Origin of the sequence: Streptomyces sp. NPDC058470 (genome assembly GCF_042721055.1) — a bacterium.
Taxonomy (GTDB): Bacteria; Actinomycetota; Actinomycetes; order Streptomycetales; family Streptomycetaceae; genus Streptomyces.
In genome coordinates this window covers 101803-124712 of sequence record NZ_JBHXMF010000009.1, presented here as the reverse complement: position 1 = coordinate 124712, position 22910 = coordinate 101803, and the positions used below count along the sequence as shown (strand labels likewise).

At 70.1% G+C, this 22910-nt stretch carries 16 protein-coding genes; 8 read left to right on the top strand and 8 right to left on the bottom strand.

The annotated features are described in order from the left end of the window. Positions 1-29: 29 nt before the first annotated feature. A complete protein-coding gene (locus ACFWP7_RS09450; protein WP_384378548.1) occupies positions 30-809 on the bottom strand; it encodes a class II aldolase/adducin family protein in 780 nt (259 codons plus the stop codon). Between the two features lie 240 nt (positions 810-1049). On the opposite strand from ACFWP7_RS09450, the gene ACFWP7_RS09445 reads away from it, so the two are divergent. After that, complete coding sequence (locus ACFWP7_RS09445) at positions 1050-2663, top strand: PucR family transcriptional regulator (RefSeq protein WP_384378545.1); 1614 nt, start codon at positions 1050-1052, stop codon at positions 2661-2663. A gap of 169 nt (positions 2664-2832) precedes the next feature. Beyond that, a complete protein-coding gene (locus tag ACFWP7_RS09440; RefSeq protein WP_384378542.1) occupies positions 2833-4362 on the top strand; it encodes a glycosyl hydrolase in 1530 nt (509 codons plus the stop codon). 328 nt (positions 4363-4690) lie between these two features. Here ACFWP7_RS09440 and ACFWP7_RS09435 read toward each other — a convergent pair whose 3' ends face one another. Continuing rightward, a complete protein-coding gene (locus ACFWP7_RS09435) occupies positions 4691-5527 on the bottom strand; it encodes a hypothetical protein (protein WP_384378539.1) in 837 nt (278 codons plus the stop codon). Positions 5528-5832: 305 nt separating this feature from the next. Here ACFWP7_RS09435 and ACFWP7_RS09430 point away from each other — a divergent pair, with 305 nt between their 5' ends. Then, on the top strand, positions 5833-6135 hold the full coding sequence (locus tag ACFWP7_RS09430; protein WP_384378537.1) for a hypothetical protein: 303 nt from the start codon (positions 5833-5835) through the stop codon (positions 6133-6135). An 11-nt stretch (positions 6136-6146) separates the two neighbouring features. Here the strand turns inward: ACFWP7_RS09430 and ACFWP7_RS09425 are convergent, their stop codons facing one another. Further along, complete coding sequence (locus ACFWP7_RS09425; RefSeq protein ID WP_384378534.1) at positions 6147-9071, bottom strand: tetratricopeptide repeat protein; 2925 nt, start codon at positions 9069-9071, stop codon at positions 6147-6149. A 542-nt stretch (positions 9072-9613) separates the two neighbouring features. Between ACFWP7_RS09425 and ACFWP7_RS09420 the strand changes: the two genes are divergently transcribed. Next, positions 9614-11143 carry an RICIN domain-containing protein gene (locus ACFWP7_RS09420; RefSeq protein WP_384378531.1) on the top strand — a complete coding sequence of 510 codons (1530 nt, stop codon included), beginning with the start codon at positions 9614-9616 and terminating at the stop codon, positions 11141-11143. A gap of 85 nt (positions 11144-11228) precedes the next feature. Here the strand turns inward: ACFWP7_RS09420 and ACFWP7_RS09415 are convergent, their stop codons facing one another. Beyond that, positions 11229-11621, bottom strand: a complete 393-nt coding sequence (locus tag ACFWP7_RS09415; RefSeq protein ID WP_384378691.1) for a DUF4913 domain-containing protein — start codon at positions 11619-11621, stop codon at positions 11229-11231. Between the two features lie 534 nt (positions 11622-12155). On the opposite strand from ACFWP7_RS09415, the gene ACFWP7_RS09410 reads away from it, so the two are divergent. From ACFWP7_RS09410 to ACFWP7_RS09395, 4 genes are all read left to right on the top strand, one after another. Further along, a complete protein-coding gene (locus ACFWP7_RS09410; protein ID WP_384378528.1) occupies positions 12156-13316 on the top strand; it encodes a hypothetical protein in 1161 nt (386 codons plus the stop codon). A 733-nt stretch (positions 13317-14049) separates the two neighbouring features. Continuing rightward, positions 14050-14931, top strand: coding sequence for a ricin-type beta-trefoil lectin domain protein (locus ACFWP7_RS09405; RefSeq protein ID WP_384378525.1), 882 nt, complete (start codon positions 14050-14052; stop codon positions 14929-14931). Between the two features lie 313 nt (positions 14932-15244). Beyond that, complete coding sequence (locus ACFWP7_RS09400) at positions 15245-15472, top strand: hypothetical protein (protein ID WP_384378522.1); 228 nt, start codon at positions 15245-15247, stop codon at positions 15470-15472. A gap of 583 nt (positions 15473-16055) precedes the next feature. Further along, the gene (locus ACFWP7_RS09395; RefSeq protein ID WP_384378519.1) at positions 16056-17555 is read left to right on the top strand and encodes a hypothetical protein; all 1500 of its coding nucleotides are present in this window, start codon (positions 16056-16058) and stop codon (positions 17553-17555) included. Positions 17556-17686: 131 nt separating this feature from the next. Here the strand turns inward: ACFWP7_RS09395 and ACFWP7_RS09390 are convergent, their stop codons facing one another. The 4 genes from ACFWP7_RS09390 to ACFWP7_RS09375 all read right to left on the bottom strand — a co-directional run bounded on the left by ACFWP7_RS09390 (position 17687) and on the right by ACFWP7_RS09375 (position 22814). Then, on the bottom strand, positions 17687-19147 hold the full coding sequence (locus tag ACFWP7_RS09390) for an ATP/GTP-binding protein (RefSeq protein ID WP_384378516.1): 1461 nt from the start codon (positions 19145-19147) through the stop codon (positions 17687-17689). Positions 19148-19277: 130 nt separating this feature from the next. Beyond that, positions 19278-20777: an SCO6880 family protein gene (locus ACFWP7_RS09385; protein ID WP_384378512.1), complete on the bottom strand. Its 1500-nt coding sequence runs from the start codon at positions 20775-20777 to the stop codon at positions 19278-19280. Then, a complete protein-coding gene (locus ACFWP7_RS09380; RefSeq protein ID WP_384378509.1) occupies positions 20764-22059 on the bottom strand; it encodes a hypothetical protein in 1296 nt (431 codons plus the stop codon). The genes ACFWP7_RS09385 and ACFWP7_RS09380 overlap by 14 nt, the downstream gene beginning before the upstream one ends. After that, entirely contained in the window at positions 22059-22814 is a 756-nt protein-coding gene (locus tag ACFWP7_RS09375) for a hypothetical protein (protein ID WP_384378506.1), read from the bottom strand. The genes ACFWP7_RS09380 and ACFWP7_RS09375 overlap by 1 nt, the downstream gene beginning before the upstream one ends. Between the last annotated feature and the right edge of the window lie 96 nt (positions 22815-22910).

The following is a 22910-nucleotide window of genomic DNA, read 5'->3' as shown; positions in this document are numbered from 1 at the left end:
ATCAGCTACGTTCGATCAGCAATGTTCGATCAGCTCCGGTAGGACGGATCGATGCGGTCGATCTTGCGTCGCAGTGCCTCGAAGAGGACCCGTCCCGCGTCGGTACGGTCCCCCAGCTGGAAGGACTCCCGCGTCGACTGGACCGCTGCCTCGTGGCTGACCTTGGCCAGCGGCCGGCCGGTGGAGGTCGCGGCGAGTTGGAGCTCGCAGGCCCGCTGCAGAGTCCACAGGGCCGAGAAAGCGGCCGGCAGGGTCGGCCCCAGCGCCAGCAGGCCGTGATTGCGCAGGATCATCAGGTTGCGGTCGCCCAGGTCCTCGACCAGCCGCGGCCGCTCCTCCGGATTGACGGTGACGCCCTCGAAGTCGTGGTAGGCGACCATCTCGAACAGCTGGGCGGAGTAGAAGTTGTCCGGGTCCAGGCCGTCGCCGATACAGGCGACGCCACTGCCTGCCGTGGTGTGGGTGTGCATGATGCAGTGGGTGTCGGAGCGGCTCGCGTGCAGGGTGGTGTGGATCAGCAGCCCGGCCTCGTTCACCGGCCAGGGCGAGTCGGAGAGGATGTTCCCCTCGTAATCGATCTTCACCAGGTTCGACGCGGTGACCTCGTGGTACATCAGGCCGAACGGGTTGATCAGCAGGCTGCCCTCCTCGTCGGGCACCCGCAGCGTGATGTGATTGAAGATCATTTCGACCCAGCCCAGATGATCGAAAACCCGGTAGCAGGCGGCCAGTTCGAGCCGCGCATGCCATTCGGCGTCGCTCATGGATCCCGGGGTCCGGCCGGTTGAGGGGTGCGTCAGAACGGTCATCGCCGGCTCCTTCGGGTCGCGGCGCACTGGACTTGAGCATGGGGCGACGAACCACCCAGGACAATGTCGAAACGTACACTCGATGACGGGTGTGGATGTCGGACCCGACATTGGGTGTGGATGTCGGACCCGACGCTGGTGTGGATGCCGGGCTCGACACCGGCGTGAATGCCGGACCCAACACCGGTGTGAGTGCCGGACCCAACACCACGCGAACCCGTGCGGATGTGAGGAGGACGGATGGCGTCGCTGCCGTTGACCCAGCTGGTCACCTCGATGCCTGAGGACGTGGTGACCGTGCTTGCGGGCGGCGGTCCCCGGGCGCAGGCCGTGGCGGGGGTCGAACTCCTCGACTGCCCGGAGGCGGCCGGTGACCTGCCGCCCGCGCAGTTGCTGCTCGCCGTGGGACTCGATCCGGCCGATGACACGGCAGGCAGAGCCGCACTGCGCACCGCCGCCGATCACCGGAGTGTTCTTGCCGTGAAGTGCGCGCTCCCCGCGCCCACCGCCTTCGTGGAACGGGCGACGGAGCAGGGAGTCACCGTGCTGGCGGTGGACCCGCGGGTGCCCTGGACCCGTATCCAGCACCTGGTGGCCGCGCTGCTCGCCGCACGCCCCGGCGACCCGGAGGCCCGCGATCGCCGACTCCCCGGCGGTGACCTGTTCGCCCTGGCCAACGCGGTCGCCACGATCGTCGGCGGCGCTGTCGCGATCATGGACACCCAGCAGGTCCTGGTGGCCTACTCCAACCTGCCGGACCAGCCCATCGACGAGACCCGCAGGCGCGGGATCCTGGGCCGCCGGGTACCGAAGGACGCCGTGGCCGACCACCTGGACAGGGAACTGTGGGGCAGCGACGCGGTGATCCGGCACAACAGGCCCGGCGACCTGCCACGGCTGGCCGTGGTGATCAGGGCCGGCCAGGACGTGCTCGGCTCGCTGTGGGTGGCGTTCGCCGACGCCGACCGGCCGCCGGCCGACGACCACGAGGCGACCTTGCGCGAAGCGGCCGCGGTCGCGGCGCCACACATGCTCACGCTGCGCAGGCAGGCAGACGACGACCGGGACAGCCGCAACCGCGCGCTGCGGTCCGCCCTCGAGACAGGCGCGGCGCCGGACCACCGGACCGGGATCCGGCTGCCCGCCGTCCTGCTCGGCCTGGCCGAATCGTCCCGGCCCCTCCACCAGGCAACCGCCGGGGAGGTGGACGAGGACATGCGGCTGCGCGCCGACCTGATGAGGATGCTCGACCTGATCGCCCTGGACGGAAGGTCGCTCGGGCACCAGCCGGTCGCCACCCTCATCGGCGACCGGCTCTACGCCCTGCTGCCGACCGCGTCCCCCGCCTCCGTCCCGGTGGACCACCTGCTCGACCACCTCATGGACCGCGCACGCCGGTCGCTGGGCCGGACCTACACGCTGGTGCGCTCAGGCGACGTCGCCTCCCCGGCCGGTCTGCGCGAGGCGCGCCAGGACATCGACGCCGCGCTCGACCACCTCCACGACGAACGCGCGGCACCCGGCGTCTATCGCACCCACGAACTGCACGCCGAGCTGGTGCTGCGACGCCTGCTGGCCACCGTGCGCGACAACGCCGACCTGCGGACCGGGACCGCCGAACGCATCGCGGCGCACGATGCGGAGCACGGCACCGACTACCTCGCGACACTCGGCGCGTATCTACGGCACTTCGGCGAGGTCGTACCGGCCAGCGCGGCGCTGCACATCCACCAGAACACCCTCCGGCAGCGGTTGCGCAGGGCCGAGCAGACCTTCGGCCTCTCGCTCCGTGACCCGGCACAGCGTCTTCTGCTGTCCGTGGAGATCGCCGCCCTGGGGAAGTCGGGGAAGTAAGCGACACCCTTCCTCGCGGGTCGGCGCGTGGTGAACCTTCCGTTGCGTACATCCGTCGTGCCTGCGCAGGCGATCACTGGGTCGCCGATCCGACGCAAGCCCGACTGGAGAGGCATGTTGTATGCGTGTACGGGCACTTCTCTTCGCCTTCTTAATGGTTGTTGTCGGCGTGTCAGCCACAGCCGCGGTGTTCCAGGCCCGTTCCGGCAACTCCGCTGACGGCTTCACCGAGGCGGCGGCCGCCGCCGAGCACACCGTCACCTTCCAGAACCAGACGGACAGCCGCATCTGGGTCGGCGCCACGGTCAACGCCGACGGCTCGACGCCGCTCGCCGGGCTGCCGACGCTGGACCCCAGCCAGTCCGCCACCATCACCGTTCCCGAGCGCTCGGGGGCCGGGCACTGGCGCGGCAAGTTCTTCGCCCGGCAGGGTTGCAGCGGTGAGGTAGGCAGTACGTTCCACTGCGCCGTCGGCGACTGCGGACCGTTCGCCGACCGATGCTCCGTCGGTGAACAGCCCGCCAGCCTCGCCGAGTTCAACTTCGACACGGCCGACGCACTGGCGCCCTGGTACAACGTCAGCTACGTCAACGCCGTCTCGGTGCCCATCACCATCACTCCCGATGATGTGGCGCCCCCCGAGAACGGCGGCGCGTGCGCCGAGATGGGCTGCCCCGGTGATCTGCTGTCCGTCTGCCCGCCGGAGAACCTGACGAGGGAGCAGGGCACGAACAAGCCGTTGGTGTGCGTCAACCCGAACCGGGACGCGAAGACCGCCTACAGCAACGCGATCAACCAGCAGTGCCCCAAGGCGTACGCGTGGTCCAAGCAGGACACCGAGCCGGGGAACCAGACCGTACGTCAGTGCAGCAGTTGCAGCGGCCTGACCGTCGCCTTCCACGGCTCCGCCGGCGCCGGAAGCCCCGTCCCCGTCCCCACCGTCGCCCAGCGCAACACCGACAACGCCCCGTCCGGCCCGCACAAGGGCGTCGCCCTCAACCCCTTCCCCGGCACGGCCGAGGCGCTGGCCGACTCCGGTTCGACCTGGTACCACAACTGGGCCTCCACCACCGGCGAGGTCGCCAAGCCGGCCGGTGCCGAGTTCGTCCCGACGATCTGGGGTCCCGGCTCGGTCACCGACACCGAACTGGGCAACGCCGCCCGAGAGGGCAAGAACCTGCTCGGCTTCAACGAGCCGGACTCGCCCAGCCAGGCCAACATGAGCCCCGAGCAGGCCCTGGACCTGTGGCCACGGCTGCAGAGCACCGGCCTGCGCATGGGCGCCCCGGCCGTCGCCACCGGGGCCGACGTCCCCGGCGGCTGGCTGGACCGCTTCATGCAGGGAGCCGCCCAACGCGGACTGCGCGTCGACTTCATCCCCGTGCACTGGTACGGCGCCGACTTCGGCCCCGCCGCCGCAGGCCAGCTCGCCGACTATCTCCAGCGCGTTCACGACCGCTACCACAAGCCGATCTGGCTGACGGAGTACGCCCTCATCGACTGGTCCCAGGGCGCCCCCCGCTACCCCAGCGACCAGGAACAGGCCGCCTTCATCCAGTCGTCGACCACCATGCTGGACGGCCTGGACTTCGTGGAGCGCTACGCCTGGTTCGCCCTCTCCACCCAGACCAGCCCGACCGGCCTCTACAACGGCACGTCCGCGAACGCCGGCGGCAACGCCTACCGTGCGGCGCACTGAGCCGGGGTTGTCCCTCGTCGGCGGTCATTGACGGGTGGGCAGCAGCAGAAACAAGGGCGGGCCGCACCGGAAGAACGGTGCGGCCCGTGCCGCGTCCCCTGCCGTGGTGTAGCCGATCATGACCTGTCACCTCCGGTCCGGGTCCGGCGAGCACCTCTCGTCCTGGACCGCCAGGCCGTCATCGCCGGTCCCGGTTCCCTAAGCCCCGACAGAGCCACCGGCAAAGGCGATCAGCGCCACGACCTGGGCGTTCCGCTTACTTGATCGGCTACACCACGTGGCGGAACACGATCGCGGCCCGTGCCGTCGGCTCGCGGGGCGGGCGGTGTCAGCGGCGCTTCTGCGAGGGCGACCGGGAGACGCTCCGACTCCGTTCCGACACTGGGGACACGGGCTCCTGACTGCCGCCGTCACCGAGGGTTCCGGTACGAGTGCGCTCCGGGCCGTTCCGTTCCAGGAATTCCAGCGACTCCCGCAACTGGGAGGCAACCAGTGTCGCCCCGCTGAGAAACGCGAAATCGGCCGCCGACTCCGGACCCGGCGTGGGTTCCCTGGCCACCGTCAAATCATTACGGGAACGCTGGGGGGCGCCCAGGTCCCCGACTTTCGGCACCGGACCCCGCTCGTACTTCTTCGCGGCATCGGCCGACGGCTCGCGCGATCCCGGCTCGGCCTCCTTGGGCGCGACCCGCTCGCCCCCTTCGGCAGCGGTCTTCGCGCCTGCTTTCGTGGGGTCGGTCTTCTCGAGCAGCCTCTCGAGCACCGGCAACTGGCGCTTCTCGTACGCATCCTGCAGTGGGGGTGATTTCACGATCAGGTCCAGCACCTGGGCGGTGAGCTTTTCGGCATCCTCGATCGAGAGGTTCTCGACGTCCGCCATCGAGAACTTGCGCTTGCGCTGTTCCGCCTTGCCGGCCGGACGCTCGGCGGCGGGCGCGTCTGCGTCAGCCGGACCGGAAAGGCCGCCGGAGTGCTCCTGAGACACCCCTTCACCGGCCGAGGAACCGGACTCCTTCCGCGGTGACCACAACCGTTTCAGGTAGTTCCACAAGGCACGCCAACGCGAAGTCTTCCCCAGGTTCTCGTTGATCACATCCTTCGCGCGGCGCTTCCAGAGCGCGTCTTCCTTCTGCTCGGAGAGGGCCGGACGCGGCTTGGTCAGCACCTTCGGTGCCTGGGGACCCGGTGTGGAATCGGCCATGGTGCCCTTCTCTCATGGGGCGGAGACACCGACAGGAGGGACAACGGGCGGCCGGGGTGAACAGTTCAATGCCGCGGTGGCGCCGCCGTACGGCCTGTGAAGGGCGCGGCGGCCCGGCGAGATCGCGCGGCGGGGAGGAAAGTTGAACCGTTTTCGCCTCTCTCCCGTTTCGGGGTGCGACCCGTCGTCGCGTCGTGATCCAAGACGAGGGTGATCCAAGGCGAGGGTCATGGCGGCGTCACGGGACGTCATGAGTGGAGGTTTCCCCGATGAGCGGTGCGCGCCGGGTGGCGGCCATGGATGTGAGCTGTCCGGTGGCGGCGGCCAGGGCGGGCTGTGGATCCGGCGAGGTCGAGGGTTCGCGCGGGAACGGGGCGGCTGAGTACGCCGACGGCGAGAGCGGGAATCCGGGCGGGAACGGGGCGGCTGAGTACGCCGACGGCGAGAGCGGGAATCCGGGCGGGAACGGGGCGGCTGAGTACGCCGACGGCGAGAGCGGGAATCCGGGCACGGGCGAGAGCAACGCGGCTGGGTGCGGCGGCAGCGCGGGCGGGAGTCGGTTCGGGGAATGACATGCCCGGCTTCACCTTCCGGTCGTGCGATGCGCTGGCCGGCCGACGGCGGGTTCCGGCCGTACGCCGGGCGGGCGGCCGGGAAGGCACTCGTTCAGGCTGCCGACTCGCTTGCGCATCTCCTCGGCGTCGGGGTGGTCGAAATCCTCGAAGATCGACAGCGCCTGGTTCCAGGTGGTGCGGGCCGCCTCAAGGCTGCCGGAGGCCAGTTGGACCTCACCGACATGCCCGAGCGTGTGCCCCTCGCCCCAACGGTTGCCGACGTCGCGATGCGTCTCCAGCGCCCGGCGGTAGTGGTCCAGCGCCTCGTCGTGGCGCCCGAGCCGGTGGTGGACCGTACCGAGGATGTCGAGTGTGACGCCTTCGACCCAGCGGTTGCCGATGGTACGCAGGACGGTCAGCGCCTGCTCCAGGCAGTCGACGGCCTCGTCGAACCGGCCGAGCCGCTGGTAGGCGTCGCCCAGGTTGGCCAGCATGATGCCTTCCGACCACGCGCTGCCGATGACCCGGTGGACGGCCAGCGCCCGCCGGCTGTACTCCACGGCCTTGTCGAGCCGGCCGGTCTGCAGGTAGGTGTTGCCCAGGTTGCCGAGGCAGTGGGATCTGCCGAGCGGGTCCCCGAGCTCCCGCCACAGGGCCATCGCCTGCCGGAGGTGGTCGATGGCCTCGTCGAACCGGTGCATCTGCGTCAGCGCGGCGGCCACGTCCCCGAGGCTCCACGCCTCGCCCCTGCGGTCACGGGCGGACCGGGCGGCGGCGAGGCCCGTACGCGCGACGTCGAGCCAGTCGTGCAGGTGGCTGCGGAGGTAGAAGAACCCCCACAGGGCGCCGGTCAGTCGCCACGCGATGCCCGGCCGACCGGATGCGGCGGCCTGGTGCACGGCGACGACGAGGTGGGTCCGTTCGGCCTCGCACCAGCTCAGGGCCTGCTCGTGGGTCGTGAACGCCAGCGGCCGGCACAAGGGGGGCAGGGGTTCGAGGGGCACCCGTCTGCGATGCGGGGTGAGGAACGGATAGGCGGCATCCGCGGTGTGCAGGTACCAGGCGAGAAGCCGCTCGACGGCCCGGTCCCGTTCCTGCCGTGTCTCCTCGGCGTGAGCGCGCTCCCCGGCGTAGACGCGCAGCAGGTCGTGCAGGGTGTAGCGGCCGAGCAGGTGCTCGGCGAGCAGGTGGGCGCGGGTGAGTTCGACGAGCAGGGCGCGGGTCTCACGGAGCGGGAGCCCCGCGAGGGCGGCCGCGGCGGGCGCGGTGATGTCGGGCCCGGCGTGCAGGCCGAGCAGCCGGAACAGTCGTGCGGCGGGGGCGGACAGTGCCTCGTACGACCAGGAGAAGACGGCCCGTACGTCGCTGGTGAGGTCGCCCCCGGCGAAGGCGTCGAGGCTGCCGTGGCTGTCGCGCAGTTCGGTGGCGACGGCGCTGAGCGGGAAGCCGGGGTTGGTGGCGGCGCGGGCGGCGACGATGGCCAGGGCCAGCGGCAACCGGGCGCAGTGTGCGATGAGTTCGTGTGTCGCCGCAGGCTCCGCCGCCAGCCGGCCGGCGCCGAGACGGTTGGCCAGGAAGTCGTGTGCCTCGGCGGGCGCCAGCGGGTTCAGGGTCAGCGGCAGCGCCCCGTCGTTGACGACCAGGCCGCTGAGCTGGTTGCGGCTGGTGACGATGACCAGACAGCCGGGGGTGCCCGGCAGCAGGGGGCGGACCTGGTCGGTGTCCTGGGCGTTGTCGAGAAGGATCAGTATCCGGCGGCCGGCGAGCAGGCTGCGGTACAGCGCCGCCTGGGCGTCGAGACCCGCGGGTATCCGGTGCGGGGGGACACCGAGCGCGTCGAGGAAGGTACGGATGGCCTCGCCGGGCGGCACGATCGTGCCGGTCGGGTCGAAGCCGCGCAGGTTGATGAAGAGCTGTCCGTCGGGGAAGCGGTGGGCGATCCGGTGCGCCAGATGCACCGCCAGGGTGGTCTTGCCGATACCGGCCATGCCGCCGATCGCGCTGATCAACACGGTGGCGGGGTAGTTCCCTTCGTCGGGCAACAGGGCCTGGGCCTGCTCCAGTTCGGCGCGGCGGCCGGTGAAGGTGGCCAGGTCGGCGGGCAGTTGCGCGGGGCCCGCCGTCGGTACGGAGGACGGGGCCAGGGCCATCGGTGGGGCTGGGGCCGGGGCCGTCGGCGGGTCGGCTCCCTGTTCCGACGAGGTGAGGTCGAGTGACGCGTCGGCCGCCAGGATGCGCTCGTGCAACTCCCGCAGGGCAGCGCCGGGTTCGATGCCCAGCTCGGCCACCAGGATGCGCCGCGTCCTGCGGTAGGCCGCCAGTGCGTCGGCCTGCCGTCCGGACCGGTAGAGCGCCAGCATGAGCATCTGGCAGAGCTGCTCCCGCAGCGGATGCTCGCCGATCAGCGCGGTCAGCTCGGCGATCACGTCGCTGTGCCGGCCGAGTCGGACGTCGAGGTCGAAGCGGGTCTCCAGGATGTTCAGCCGCGCCTCGTGCAGCCGGGAGCGCTCGGCCTCGGCCAGCGGGCCGGGGATTCCGGCCAGCGGCGTGCCCTCCCACTCGTCGAGCGCGGCGTGCAGCAGTTCCGCCGCGGCGGGCTCCTGGCCCGCGGCGCGCAGCCGCTTGGCCTCGGCGACCCGCTGCTCGAACACGCCCAGGTCCAGGGCGTCTTCGGGAACGTGGGCCAGGTATCCGTCCGCGGCCGAGATGACCACCTGCGGAGAGCCGCCCGCGTCACGGCCGGGCTCCAGCACCTTGCGCAGCCGCGACACATAGGTACGCAGGACGGAAACGGCCGCCGCCGGCGGCTCCTCGCCCCAGACGGCGCCGACGAGCTCGCCGACCGTGACGGGACGCCCGCGCCGCAGGAGCAACGCCCCCAGCACGGCTCGTTGTTGTGGTGAACCGAGGTCCAGTTCCCGTCCACCGCGCCATGCCCGGACCGGCCCCAGCACAGCGAATCGAACGGAATCAGTTAAGGGTCCAGTGTTCTCGTAGGCTGTGTTCACACCTTGAACGAGGGGACCAGATGGGTTCGAGGTTCCGCTGTTGCACGGAACCTGCCCTTCCGTTACATGTAACGGGCCTTTCCATGCTGGGAGTTGATGCCCTGGCATGCCGGCGGGAAGGGTCCCTGAGGGAACCTCCAGGGGCCTTTCGGGCACGAGGTCCGCACGTGGGTACCGGCTGTGGAGGTCGGGTCGGCCGTGACGGCCGGTTTTCGAACACCGCCGCCGCGAGGGAGATTGGGGTGCTGCCGTCGCCGTCATCACCCACGACGGCTTGAACGGGCATACGGTTCACCGCCGTTCACGGAACGACGGAGCCGACTCCGCTTCCGGGTCCGTACCTGATGAGGGCCGGAGTTGAACTGTTCCCCTCCGGAACCCGTTGCGGGGTGCGGGGGCCGCTGTGCCGCGCTGTCCGTGGCCGCTCACGGGCCGCGGCGGCCCCCGCACCGAGGCCACGCGGACAGCAATGTCGGAAAGGGGTGGGCATGAGCCCGGGCGAAGAAGAGGGCGAGCCGATCCGGGGGGAGAGACACCCCGCACCCGGGGAACACGTGACCCCCGGCCCGGGGGCTCTCGCGGGGAGATCCTCCGGCCCGTCCACCATCCCCGTGGTCGTCTCCGGCGACGGCTCCGCCTCCATCGACGGCATCCCCGTACCCGTGATGGGCGGCGAATCGGTCGACGTCGCGATCCTCGACACGCTCCACGGATACGCCCGCAACCGCAACGCCTCCGTGAGAGCAGCCATTTCCGACCCGTCCGCGGGATACGTGGCCATCGTCGAGGTCGCCCCCGACGGCTCCAGCAAGTTGATCGAACAACGCCAGGAGGAGTCGACCGAGGACGCCGGACCCGCCGGGCCAGCGGGGCTCACGGGGCCCGTCCCGCCCACGGGTTTCCCCGGGAACGCGGGGCCGCCCAGGGCCGAACGGCCGCCCGGATACCCCGACTTGTCCGACGTCGATGTCGACGACGGCCACGACGACTACGTCGATGATGGCGATGGCGACGACGATGACGCGGTGGCCGTCGCGCCGGAGTCGGCACGGCCGAGGGTCCCAACCCCCGCACGCAGCTTGGGCCTCGACAGGGAGCCTGTCGTACGGAGGAAGATCCGGCGTCAGTCGGACGACGAGTACGAGCCCCCGCCGTTCCTCAGACGCCCCCTGGGCGTAGGGGTGGCAGGCGTGGTCGCAGCGGCAGTCATCGTCGTCCCGCTGGTCATGCTCGGCAGCGGCTCGGGGAGCGGCCAGGACCAGGGCGGTCAGAACCAGGCCGCCGACTCCTCCACAGCCGCCTCCACCACTCCCCCGACCCCACTGGAACTCACACCGAGCTACTCCCCCTCCCCCATCCCATCGCCATCCCAGTCCTCCTCACCGTCACGCTCCCCCTCTCCCTCCGCATCCACCTCGGCGAAACCGAAGGCAGAACCAAAACCGAAGACAACGGCGAAGGCGAAGGCGACAACGACACCAAAGGCCAAGGCGAAGGCAAAAGCGAAGCCGGCCCCGAAGACGGCCCCGAAGGCCACTCGCTCTCCCGCCATCCCCACGGGCCGGGTGCTGCTCAAGAACAAGAAGTACGGCTTCTGCCTCGATCTTCCGGGCGAGGGCTCGGTCGGGGTGGACACCCGGGTCCAGGACTACGACTGCAAACCGACCGGCGACAACCAGGACTGGACCCTGGACCTGGTCTCAAAGGGCGGCGGCACCGCCGGAGCCGACCTCTACCTGATCCGCAACGTCAGCTCCAACCTCTGCCTGGACCTGCCGAACTACGGCACCGTCCTGGCGACGACCCCGGTCAGCGTGTACCACTGCAGGCCCAACGCGGACAACCAGCTCTGGTGGTTCGACAAGCGCCCCAACGGCACGTACTGGGTCCGCAACCAGAAGAGCGGCGACATGTGCCTCGACGTGGCCAGGACCAGCAAACAGGCCGTCACCGCCAAAGCGACTGTGTTCGAGTGCAACGCCAACGACGACCATGAGTGGAGCTTCCCGAAGAGCTGAGGCGGTCGGGCGGCATGGCTGAGCGGATGTGCGGGTGGGACGCACATCCGCTCGTTCCGTTGGGCGGTTGCCCGCGGTGCCTCTGTCAGGTCTGAGCGGGCGGCGGGGGCGGCGGTGGGGGCGGTCCGGGCGGCGGCCCGAACGGATCCATGGCGTCGACGGGGGGAGTCTCCTTCGCCCGGTGGCCACCGGGCTTGCAGCCGGCGAAGGGGCCCATCGGGTCTCGCAGTGAGCTCATCACCGGCCCCAGGTGGTCACGGTTCCAGTTCGCGGGCCCGCTCATCCCGGAGCCGGGACCGGTCAGATCGGCCCAGGCCAGCCACAGGCCGTGGAGTTGGGCAACCGCTTCGGGGTGTTCCCACCAGCGGGAGCACCAAGGGGCCGAGGAGGTGACTTCCCTGCCGTAGACCGGCAGCAGTACGTGGTGGGTCCACAGGGTCAACTGCCTTAGCGTCTGGGCGTATGCAGGCCCCTCCATGTAGAGGATGAAGCGTGGTGGGGCAGGTGGGGGCGGTGCCGGAGGCGGCTCCTGTGGAGCCGCGCTTCCCGTATGCGCGTCGGCCTTCTCGGCGGGAGCGGTGCCCTGCTCGGCTCCGGTGAGCTCGGCGGTCTCAGTGGACATGGCAGCCTCGTTTTCTCCAGGCGGCTTCGGTTCGGTCCGTGCGCCGACACCACGTGCACACGCCGCGTGCGGTTCACACCGGCTACCGGTCGCGGCCTCAGCGGCGAACCACTCACCTTGGCACGCCTGTCGTCCCCCACGCCCTGTCGATCAGCTCGTCGGCGGGGAGCCCGCCCTGCTCCGAGCTCTACTGATCAACCGCAGTCGGCTTTTCCCCCACCGCAGTTGGGCTAGTTCCTCGTGGCAACTGAGGCGGGAAGCTTGGTGAACCGAAACCCCGTCGGGAGCGTTGTGCCTCTCAACCGGAGGACGTATCCGGTCGACGGTGCCGAACGCAGCGCCGCCACAGGCTCGTACGGAGCGACCGCACACCCAGAAGGAAGGGTGAAAATGACCACACCGCCGCGCCCAACAGGCTCACCGGATTCAGACGCCACCCAAGGCTCCTACCAGAGCGCCCGGTCGACCGCCAGCTCCTTCAAGTCCGTCAGGGTCGACAGTAAGGGGAAGGCCAAAACATCAACATCAGCGGTCCCGGGGAAAACACCTGATCTCCCGGAAGGCAAAGTGGGCGCGTACGTCCAAAACCCGGACGCCGCGGGGTTCTACGCGATCGACAAAGAGAAGGGGTTTGTACAGCGCTGGAACGAAACGGCGCAGGGTTGGGGTAAAAAGGTCGCGCGGAACAAGGGGCGCATCGCGAAGGCCTTGATCGATTCGGTTCCCGCCTTGCTGCAGGGCGGCTCGGCCATGATACCCAACGAAACGGGCAAGAAGGTCGTCAAAGGGGCTGGAATCGCCAGCCAGTTCCTCCTTGGCGGCAAGGGGCTGGTTACGGAGGGCCAGAACTACCTGGCGGGCAATCCGGTCGACATGACCAATGTGGCCACGGACTTGGTCCGGTACGCCTCGGGGGGAATGAACCTCTACGGCGGGGTCGGAAACCAGGATGACCCCAAGACCGGGATTGTCGATGGAGCGGGGACCTTTTTCGGCGGGGCCGCGACCGGCGTCAGCACGATGTACCACGCAACAACTGACCCCGGTCCTCAAAAGCTGAAGGACGAAGAAAGCGAGCCTGTTTATGAAATGGACTCACTGGTCCATTCCACTACCGCCTTGAATGTCAGCGGGACGGATCAGACGGCAGAGAGCCAGGCGACCCGTAGGGGGCGGGGGCGCACAGCCCCTGACCCCCTCAGCCCGTACGAACCCGACGTCCGGGAATACGCCCGATGGTGGGCCGACCACGGCGGCCATACGACAGGCCAGCACGCAGGTATAGGCCAGAACAACGAGCACTACCAGCAAGTCGCTGAGTGGTACCTCCGCGTCCGGCAGCAACCTCAGCCGCTGGGCCCCTCGGTAATGAGCGGGGGCAACAACTCCGACTTCACCAACAGCGGTTACACCGCCAGCAACACCAACCAGGGCAGCTACTACGGCAACCAGAGCAGCCAAACGAACGACCAGCGCGGCTACTACGGCGCCCAGGGCAACAACACGCAGAGCAAGGGGAACCGCAGCCCCAGCCCCGCCCGTGGTCGCTGATCTGCACAGCGAAACCGCTTCGGCGAACTGATCCACTCGGATGAGGAGGGCGTCCGGCGGTGCGTGTCGGCCCGTCGCAGACCCGTCGACACGCGATCGCGGGGCACCCGCGATCGCCGGCTGCCCGGCCCTGCCCAGGAAGGGCGGATGTGAGATCCACCCCCAATGCGGCAACGGGCACCAACGCGAAGCCCATACCAGCGAGTCAGCGACCCGTTCCAGGGCCGGAGCGGCCATGACCGTGCGCCGCGGAGTGCGGCCGACGCGTTTCCCGTCCGGGTGAGCCGGTAGGTCTCGATAGCCATATGGGATCTGCACAGTTTGGGCGGAGTCCCAGCGTTGGCCGCGCACCCCCTTCAGCCGGCCTATGGCAGGCGCAATGCGGTTGAAGCAACCGGCCCATGCCGTGGGGGCAGGGGCGCATCCGTAGCCCGGCGGAACTCGTGATGCGGGCCCCGAGTGTGTCCTCCGCCGACAGCGCCGCCGCATCAAGCGGCCGCGGCTCTTTCACCGACCCCCCGTTCGGCCACCCCGTCAGCGCTGACCACGCGCTGCCCAAGGTCAGTCGGGCCAGGCTCGGGCGGCCTTGTCGTCAAGAGGGCCGTCACGCCCGTACAGCGACCGATGGACCGGAAGCGGATTCGCTTGGAAGGAGCTTCGGTTCCGGGGCCGTACGCGAAAGACGAACCCGCCTTCGCCTTCGCCACAGGACCAAGGAGTGACGTACACGTTGATGTCCACCCCCCGCCTCGGACGGCGCTCGCGCGGGCAGATCGTTCGCGTCGGGCTCACGGTGGGTGCCGTAGCGGCCGCCGTTGCCGCCCCGTTGTTCGCCGTCGGGCCGGTCAGGCTGGGCCCGGCGGGTGAGACGTCCGCGCCGGCGGGGCCGATCACCGGCCTTGCCGGCAGGTGTGTCGACGCGGATCGCTCAAGTAGTGACAACGGCACGCCCGTTCAGCTCTACGACTGTCTCGGGAACGCCGCGCAGAGTGTGTCGAACCCGGGTGACGGGACCCTGCGGATACTCGGCAGGTGTCTGGACGCCGTGGACTTCGGTACCGCCGACGGGACGGCGGTCCAATTGTGGGACTGCCATGGCGGCCCCAACCAGCAGTGGGTGGTCAACGGGGCCCACGACATCGTCAATCCGGCCGCGAACAAGTGCCTGGACGTACGGAACAACTTCAGCGCCAACAAGACACGCCTGCAGATCTGGACGTGCACCGGCGCCGCGAACCAGAAATGGATCGCGTCCAGCGGGCCCGCCGCCCAGAGCCCCGCCGAACCCGTCGGCGACCAGTGCTGGGCCACGCACTACGGACCTCAGCCGACCGGTACCCTCACCTCCAGCGGTGAGCTCTACGACAACAACGCCGACACGGCCGCCACTTCGCTGAGCCGGCCGCCGCAGCTACCGTTCGGGACAATGGTTCAGGTCACCAATGTGGCCAACGGCAAGTCCTTGGTGGTGCGCATCAACGACCGGGGTACGTTCACGCAGACGCCCCAGGAACCCAAGTGTCTCGACCTGACCGACGGAGCCTTCGACCGGCTCGGTGGCAGCCTCAATCCCGACGACGGGCACATCGTTGTCACGCAGCAGGTGGTGAACTGACCTCGATGCGGGGAAGGGTCGCCGCCGTCAGCTCCGGGAACTTCGTTTCTTGCGCATGCGTGAGCGGCCCCGTTCAGGTGACTGCTCGCCTGCGCCGCTCTCCGGGCCGGAACCGCCAGGAGAGAAATCGGAGGGCATCATCCCGGCTATCCGTGGCGAATGCGCCGGAGTCGGAAACGATGGTCGTGTCGGGTGAGGGGTCGTTACGGGTCCTGGGGGCGTCGGAGGCCGTGAGGGCGGTGGTGTCAGCGGCGGCGACTGCGACCGACCGGTTCCCATGCCCTCCGCCTGATTGTGTCGTGACTCGGGAGACGTGGACGGGGAAGGCCTGTTCCACCTCTGCCGCTGCTCGAACTGCCACTTCTCGAACTCCTTCGACTGCTCCGGGTCCTTCGACTCCTTCGACTGCTCCGGGTCCTTCGACTCCTTCGCCTGTGTGCCAGGTTCCGTGAGCTGCGTCTGCTTCTGCGTCTGCGTCTGCGTCTGCGTCGATGACTTCTCGGCCGCCTGCGCCTGCAACGCCGCCCTTTGCTGCAGCTGACGGGTCTTCCACCTCATTCCCATGAGTAACCCTGCCAGCGCCCCTCCCCCACCACCCAGCGCGGCTGCCAACGGCAGAGCCAACCCCAGCCCGACCGGCGATGCCAGCACGGCGAATGCCAGCACCCCCATGACCAGCGTCGGCCCCCACACGCCCTTCGTACGCCATATCTGCCGGCCGACCCACCGTGCCGCCCGTCCCATACGTCTCAGAATTCCCACAGCTGCGGCTCCGGATCGTGGCGTCGGCGTGGAGGCGGATACGGCTACGACATCTCGGCGGCGCAGTAGGCCCCGTATCCAGAGGACCGGACCCGGCGGCGCGGGATGAGAGCCGCCGGGTCCGGTGCCGACTGGAGGGTCGCCGGGGGGATCGGCGGCCTCGCCACCTCCACGGGAAAGGGAGCCGAGTGGTTCACTGTGCGGCTCGGTGGGGCCGGTCGCGGCCGCGGATTGAACTGTTTCCCCTCTGCCCACGTTGCGGCGTTGTGCAGGGACCGTGTCCGTGTTCTGGCTGGACGGCCCGGGTTCGTCGAGCATCCGGATCGGGGCCACACGGGCGGCAACGTGAGGAGGGGCTGGGCATGAGCCTGGATGAAGAAGAGGACGACGGGCCGTTCGCGGGGGGCGAGTACCTCGTACCCGGTGAAGCGGTGGATTCCGGCCCACAGGGGCTCGTAGGGGCAACGGCCGAGAGCTCTCCCATCCCCGTGGTCGTGTCCGGCGACGGCTCCGCCTCCATCGACGGCATCCCCGTACCCGTGATGGGCGGCGAATCGGTCGACGTCGCGATCCTCGACACGCTCCACGGATACGCCCGCAACCGCAACGCCTCCGTGAGAGCAGCCATTTCCGACCCGTCCGCGGGATACGTGGCCATCGTCGAGGTCGCCCCCGACGGCTCCAGCAAGCTGATCGATCAGCAGCACCAGGGAGACTCCGCCGCCGGAGGTACCGGGGCTGTCACGCCTACGGAGTCCGCCGGGCCGACCGGTCCGATCAGGTCCGATGAGCCTGCCGCGTACGCCGACTTTTCCGACGACGACGATGACGACACCGATGCCGATGCCGATGCCCACGACCATGACCACGACCACGACCACGACCACACAGATGACAATGACGACGACGATGACCCGGTACCCATCGCCCCGAAGCCCCCAAGGCCGAGGATCCCAACTCCCACTCTCAGCCCGGCTCTCAGCCTGGCCCCCCTCCGGAAGAAGATCCTCCGCCAGTCGGACGACGAATACGAGCCGCCGTCATTCCTCAAACGCCCCCTGGGCGTCGGAATAGCAGGCGTGGTCGCAGCGGCAGTCATCGTCGTCCCGCTGGTCATGCTCGGCAGCGGCTCGGGGAGCGACGACGGCCAGAACCAGGCCTCCGACTCCACAGCGACCGATACCGAGACCGGCACCACTCCCCCTGCACCGATCGAACTCACACCGAGCTACTCCACCTCCCCCAGCCCATCGCCATCCCTGTCCCCCTCACCGTCACGCTCCCCCTCTCCCTCCGCGTCCACCTCGGCGAAGCCGAAACCGAAACCGAAGACAACGGCGAGGCCCAAGGCGACAGCAGAGGCGAAGGCGCCGGCAACTCCCAAGCCCCACAAGGAGACCGCCGCGGAGGCCGTCATGAAACTGGCGGCGAGGGATCCCGGGCGGCACATCTGCTACCGCCTGTACCTCAGCCAGGACGGTTGGCAGAAGCCGGTGTGCGACGGCACCACGGCCGGGCGGGTGGGCGAGAGCCAGAAGATCAAGTCGATCAACACGGCGACGGCGGGTACGAAGGGCACGGCCTCCAGTGCCTGGGTCCGCATCGAGGAATGGAAGGCCCCCTGGAACGGTTCGGCCGACGGCGTCGACAACTACATCGGCTCCACCAAGGCGGACTACCCGTACATCCTGGGCTTCGTCATCAACGTGGGCGACGGCGCGGTCTGCCAGAACGCGGCCGTCAACGGCCGTTGGGGCGGCCTGGCGTGCGACCAGCCCACCGGCCAGGCGCCCGGCAACTTCATCTGGGGCGGCACCCAGGACAACTCCCTCTGGTTGCAGGCCGTCAGATTCACCGTGTAAACGAAACGGGGCGGGGCGGGGCGGGGCGAAACGGAGCGGGGCGAAACGGGGCCAGGCGGCTGCGTCAGCGCGGCCCCGCCCCGCCCCGCCCCGTTGGCAGCGGGGTTGACGCCGCACTGAGAGCGCGTCCCCTACTTGTTCCACCTCTTGTTCGTGTTGTTGACCTCCAGCTCCGCCGCCGTCAGGTCCACGTGCAGGGGGATGCCGGGGCGGTTTCCGACCTTGATCAGGAAGTTGCCGAGGCCGGGCGGGTCGGTGCGGCGGCCGTTGGCGCCGTCCCAGGCGGGTGGAGTGGACCAGTCGACCAGGAGACGCTTCTCCGGCTCGGTCAGCTCGACGATCTGGGCGAGCTGCGGCATCTCGGCCGGGGGCAGGCCCGCGCAGATCACCATGCCCGCGCGTTCGACGAAGCCCTTGGCCTTGGTGCGGTCCTCCTCGGTGGGGAGGGCGAGCAGGTCGTCGAGGCTGTGGGTGATCATGGCCAGGCCGACTCCGCGCTGCCGGTCCAGGCGGGTGAGGGCGTTGACCCGGTCGACGAGCCCCCGGCCCGCCTGGAGGACCCGCCACAACTCGTCCATGACGAGGAAGTAGTTGCGCTGCGGCTCCAGTCCCGCGTCCGCGAGCACGTGCGCCGCGGAGACCGCGCCGAAGCCGTAGGACCAGCAGGACAGCAGCGCCGCGGCCTGGAGCAGGACCTCGCTGTCGTCGATGCCGCTGATGTCGAAGCAGACCGGCCGGTCGAGCTTCATCGGCTCGGTGGTCTGCTGGGCGAAGGTGCCGCCCAGCCGGCCGTCACCGAGCAGCGCGGTCAGCGACGCCTCCAGGTTCTCGGTGATGTCCTGGTAGCGGGTGATGTCCCCACGGTCCAGGGCGACCGCCCGCACCGACTCCGGGGCCTCCTTGATGACCCGCACCAGGTCGCCGAGTACGGGTATGTCGCCCGGTCCGTGCCGGTCGTCGAGGACGTTCAGCGCCGCCGAGATGATCGTCTCCTCGCGGTCGGTCGGCGGTGCCGAGCGCAGGATGGTGATCAGCGCGGAGACCATGTGGAGGCGGCGGCCGTGGATGTCGGCGAGGAGCCGGTGACGTGCGTCGCCGGTGAGCCGGGACGCGGCCTCGATCGACGCGCCGGGGTCCAGGACGTTGAGGTTGCCGCGGCCTCTGCCCAGGCTGATGACCTGTCCGCCGATCGCCCTGATCAGGTCCACATAGTCGGGCTTGAGGTCGCCGAAGATCAGCGGGTGAACGCCGTAGCCGGAGAGCCCAAGTGCCATACGTCGTACGATCGTCGACTTGCCGAGGCCCGGGCGGCCCAGCACGAACATCGAGGGGTTGGCCAGCAGGCCTGTACGCGTGAACCACGACACGGGGTCACAGCACACCGTGGCCCCCGAGTCGAGGTCGCGGCCCAGCGGCACCCCGACCATGGGCGTCCCCGCACCCGCGCCGAACGGCCACAGCCCGCACACCTGCACCGAGGTGCCGCGCCATTCCGGGGCGGGATCCACGTACCCCACCATGCCGCCGCCATGGCCGGGCCAGCCCCGGGACGTGGCGCGCGGCGTTCGGGGTTCCCTGGTCGTGCGTGCCATTGAACTTCCCCTGCACTGAATCGAGTTGTTCCCGGATCGAGTTGTCCTGGATCGAGTTGTCCTGGATCGAGTTGCCCTGGATCGAGTTGCTCTGGATCGAGTTGCTCTGGGTCGAGGCGCGCGCCGCGATCTACATCGAGTCCCGCACCGTCTGCGGCAACGCCGTGTGCAGCGGCAGTACCAGCCCCAGCGGCAGCGCCGCGGCGAACGCCGCCGCCTGCGAGCCGTAGACGGGCCGCACCGCGATGCGGGCGGCGGGTGCCAGGTTGTCCACGGTGGCGGCGGCCGTCGCCAGTTCGTCGGCGGAGTTGACGGTCGCCGTGATGAGCAGTCCGAAGCGGATCACCCCGTGGCCCTGGGCCTGTTCCTCGGTGGTCCTGCGTGCCGCCGTCAGTTCCGCGTCGTCGCGTGCCTGACCGACCTGCGACTGCTGGGCGGTGAACAGGGCGTTCTTGTAGTCCTGTTGGACGACCCGGGCGCCCTCGGCCCGGGTGTGCGGGCGGTAGAGCAGGGTGACCCGCTTGCGGGCGATGTCGCGGTTGGGCTGTACGAGGGCGGTGAGGACGTTGGAGAACACCTCGCCCTGCGGAGCCTCCGTCATGGCCCAGGTCACGCTGAACACCCCGTCGTGCCGGTAGTGGTCCCAGGATTCCTGGGCCGCCATGGGTCCGGCCTGGTCCCAGGTCAGCCCGCTGCCGCCGGAGCCGCGCGCCTCCTCCACCAGGGACGCCACGGTGGGGTCGTAGGCGACGCGTACCGCCTCGGCGAGCTCGGTCGCGGTCATCGGCACGGCCGTGCCGGCGCCGGTCATGGACAGCCCGGCGGTCAGACCGGGCAGGCGGGTGCCGATGTGCAGCGCCATGTCCTCGACGCTGCGGCGGGATGTGCCCTCGCGGGCGGCGCCGGAGTAGGTCAGCGCGATCCGCGTGGCGATCTGCGCCGAACCGGCGGGATAGGCGGCCAGTACCTCCCGCAGCATCGACCTGGCCAGGTCGGGGGCCCCGAGGACGGCGTTGGCCGCGATCTCCTGCTGGAGCCGTACGCCGGAGTCGGGGGCCGTCTCCACGGTGACGCTCGCGGCGACGAGGCCCGGCTCGGCGCCCAGGGCCGACAGCCACTGACCCCAGTGGGCCACCCAGATGTCGACCTGCTGCTCGTCGACGAGGGCGGCTCCGTCCGCGTCGCAGGAGATGACGACGGTGTGGTGGCCGGTCGCCGGAATCGTGATCACGGCGAACGGGCGTCCGTAGCCGTCCCGCGCCTCCGTCAGGGTCGACTCGGCCGCCAGGCCCGGGAGTTGGCAGGTGCCGTAGCCGGTCAGGCCCAGCGGACCCGAGCGGTACTGATGGCCGCCGGACGAGGTGGTGCGCCGCCAGGCCAGCCGGACCGCGCCTCGCTGCATCAGGGTGCGGCCGTGCCGGTCCCGCAGCGCCAGCGGGGCCAGCACCGTCACCAGCACCAGCCCCAGGACCAGTGCGGCCCACACGGAGACCAGCGTGGCCAGGACGACGGCGATCAGCCCGGCGAACAGCAGCAGGGTCGCCCCGAGGGACAGACCCCGCAGGCCGGAGGTACGGGGCTTGCGGAAGTTGCCGTACGTGCGGGGTTGGGTCGCTTCAGTGACTGCCACGGGACTCCTCCTGCTGGTCGTGGGTGTGCGGCCCGGCGGGCAACAACACGGGCGCCGTCGCCTCCCACCGGGGCTCGGGCTCTGTCTCTCCGCTGTCCTCCGGACGTACGGGCCGGGCGGCGTCGCTCGCGGTCTGCTCGCCGTCCGGTGCGCCGCGCGCCCCGTCGGCGCCCCGTGGCGGCACCGGGCCGCCCGCCTTCGCGGCCGCGGTGGCGCGCGCGCCGGTGGTTCCCGTCCCGTCCGGGTTCACGGCGGCCCCGGACACCGACCGCCCGGCGGCCGGGCCACGCAGCATGGGCACCGGCAGCGCCCCGGTGGCCACGGCCGCGCCGCCGGCACCGGCACCGGCGGACGCCCTTCCCGCACGGCCCGTCCCGGACACCGCCGCCTGTACGACGGGGGCGGCGAACCGCATCAGCGCGGGCAACGTGAAACAGGCCAGGACGATCAGGACGACGCCGGAGACCATCGAGACGACGTCGTTGTCCTGCGTCTGGCCGGACATCGAGAACGCGGCCGCGTACACGACGGCCGCGGCCGGTTTGTACAGCACGAAGGCGAGCAGCCAGCCCACGGACCTGCGGAACCAGACCCGGCCGGTGGCGGTGGAGCTGGCCGCCGCCGCCAGCGGCAGCGTGCCGGTGAGGATCACCAGCATGGCCATCCGTACGATCATCAGCGCGATCTGCGCCACACTGCCGGCGATCACCAGAATGGCCATGATCAGGACGAGGAACGACGAGTCCGCCTCACCCAGCGCCAGCATGGCCGAGGTGCGTTTCCCGAACTCGGCCACGCAGCTCGCCACTGGTTCGCCGGTGGCGCTGATCTGCCGGCAGCCGGTGGACCTGTCGATGATCCAGACGCTGAACTTGTCTCCCGCCTCGGCCAGCAGATTGACCGTGGCGACCCCGGCGGAGGAGACGACCACCAGGTTGAGCAGCCCCTGAAGGGCCTGCCGGGCGGGCTCGCCGCGGCGCTGCCAGGCGAGGTGCCCGGCCGCGACGAGCAGACACAGTACGGCGGTGAACGTGGTGAACCAGAGCGTGGAGCCGCGCAGGAACGCCACCGGGCCGCCGTCCTCGCCCAGGTCGGGACTGCCCAGGTCCATCCAGGCGCTGCCGAGTGCCTTGACGGTGGTGCTCGCCGCCTGCGCGGCGCTCTCGGCTATGTCGTCGAACCCGGTGTCGCCGAGGTCCTTCGGGGCCGTCGTCCCGGTTCCGTTCCCCACGCAGTAACCGCCGACCGTGGGCGGTACCCAGCCGAAGTCGCAGCCCGCCATCAGACGCCTCCCCACTGGGTGTATCCGGCGAGCGAGTCGACCGGGGCGGGGTCGGCCGGGTCGGCCGGGTACTCCAGCCGCCAGTCCCCGTCCTGCCACAGCACCGTCGTGGTGGCGGCCTGCATCTGCCCGTCCGGGAACCGCCACACGGTCTGGATGACCGCGGTGGTGTCGTTGTAGGTGACGAACCTGAATCCGGCGATCTGCCCGTGGGAGCCGCCGTCCCCGGCCGAGGTCGCCGTCTCCTCCGCCTCGGTCCGGTCGGTGATGTAGGCGTCGCGGCCCGCGCCCACGGTCTGGGTGCGGGTCACCTTCAGCCAGTCGTCGGCGGCCAGATAGCGCACGCTGATCTGGCTGGTGGCCAGCAGGGCGCCGACGGGGGTGTGCGCGTAGCAGCGCGCCACGTCCTTGCCGGCTGCGGCCGGGCCCGCCTCCTTCGAGGAGGGGAGGGCGACGCTGCCGTACAGGGTCCAGGTCACGTCCGCGGGGGCGGACGTGGGCAAGTCCTGCTCGTTGTCGGCCAGTTCGGGGCACGCGGCGCCGTCGGTCACGGATCCGGACGGCAGGCCTGCGGCACGGGCGGCGGGTGTCTCCGCCGTGCCTGAGCCGCCGCTCGCGGAGGTGTCCGAGGTGACGGCGAGCACTGTCCCGATGACGGCGATGAAGCCGATGAACGCGGCGGCGAGGACAAAGCCGGTACTCAACCACGGACTGCGCGGCTCACCGACCACCGCGCGGTCGCCGGACTCTGCCATTTTCCCTCCCTCATCCTCGTGGGTTGTGGGGTGACGACTGACGGGTGGCGGGGGACGGGGAGCGAGTTGTCGGGTGATGGGTAGTCGGGTGGCGGG

Excerpts from the sequence above, each read along its gene's own strand:
- ACFWP7_RS09450 (WP_384378548.1), bottom strand. The coding sequence starts at position 809 with ATGACCGTTCTGACGCACCCCTCAACCGGCCGGACCCCGGGATCCATG.
- ACFWP7_RS09405 (WP_384378525.1), top strand. The coding sequence starts at position 14,050 with ATGTCCACCCCCCGCCTCGGACGGCGCTCGCGCGGGCAGATCGTTCGC.
- ACFWP7_RS09445 (WP_384378545.1), top strand. The coding sequence starts at position 1,050 with ATGGCGTCGCTGCCGTTGACCCAGCTGGTCACCTCGATGCCTGAGGAC.
- ACFWP7_RS09420 (WP_384378531.1), top strand. The coding sequence starts at position 9,614 with ATGAGCCCGGGCGAAGAAGAGGGCGAGCCGATCCGGGGGGAGAGACAC.
- ACFWP7_RS09375 (WP_384378506.1), bottom strand. The coding sequence starts at position 22,814 with ATGGCAGAGTCCGGCGACCGCGCGGTGGTCGGTGAGCCGCGCAGTCCG.
- ACFWP7_RS09390 (WP_384378516.1), bottom strand. The coding sequence starts at position 19,147 with ATGGCACGCACGACCAGGGAACCCCGAACGCCGCGCGCCACGTCCCGG.
- ACFWP7_RS09380 (WP_384378509.1), bottom strand. The coding sequence starts at position 22,059 with ATGGCGGGCTGCGACTTCGGCTGGGTACCGCCCACGGTCGGCGGTTAC.
- ACFWP7_RS09415 (WP_384378691.1), bottom strand. The coding sequence starts at position 11,621 with ATGGAGGGGCCTGCATACGCCCAGACGCTAAGGCAGTTGACCCTGTGG.
- ACFWP7_RS09430 (WP_384378537.1), top strand. The coding sequence starts at position 5,833 with ATGAGCGGTGCGCGCCGGGTGGCGGCCATGGATGTGAGCTGTCCGGTG.
- ACFWP7_RS09395 (WP_384378519.1), top strand. The coding sequence starts at position 16,056 with ATGAGCCTGGATGAAGAAGAGGACGACGGGCCGTTCGCGGGGGGCGAG.
- ACFWP7_RS09410 (WP_384378528.1), top strand. The coding sequence starts at position 12,156 with ATGACCACACCGCCGCGCCCAACAGGCTCACCGGATTCAGACGCCACC.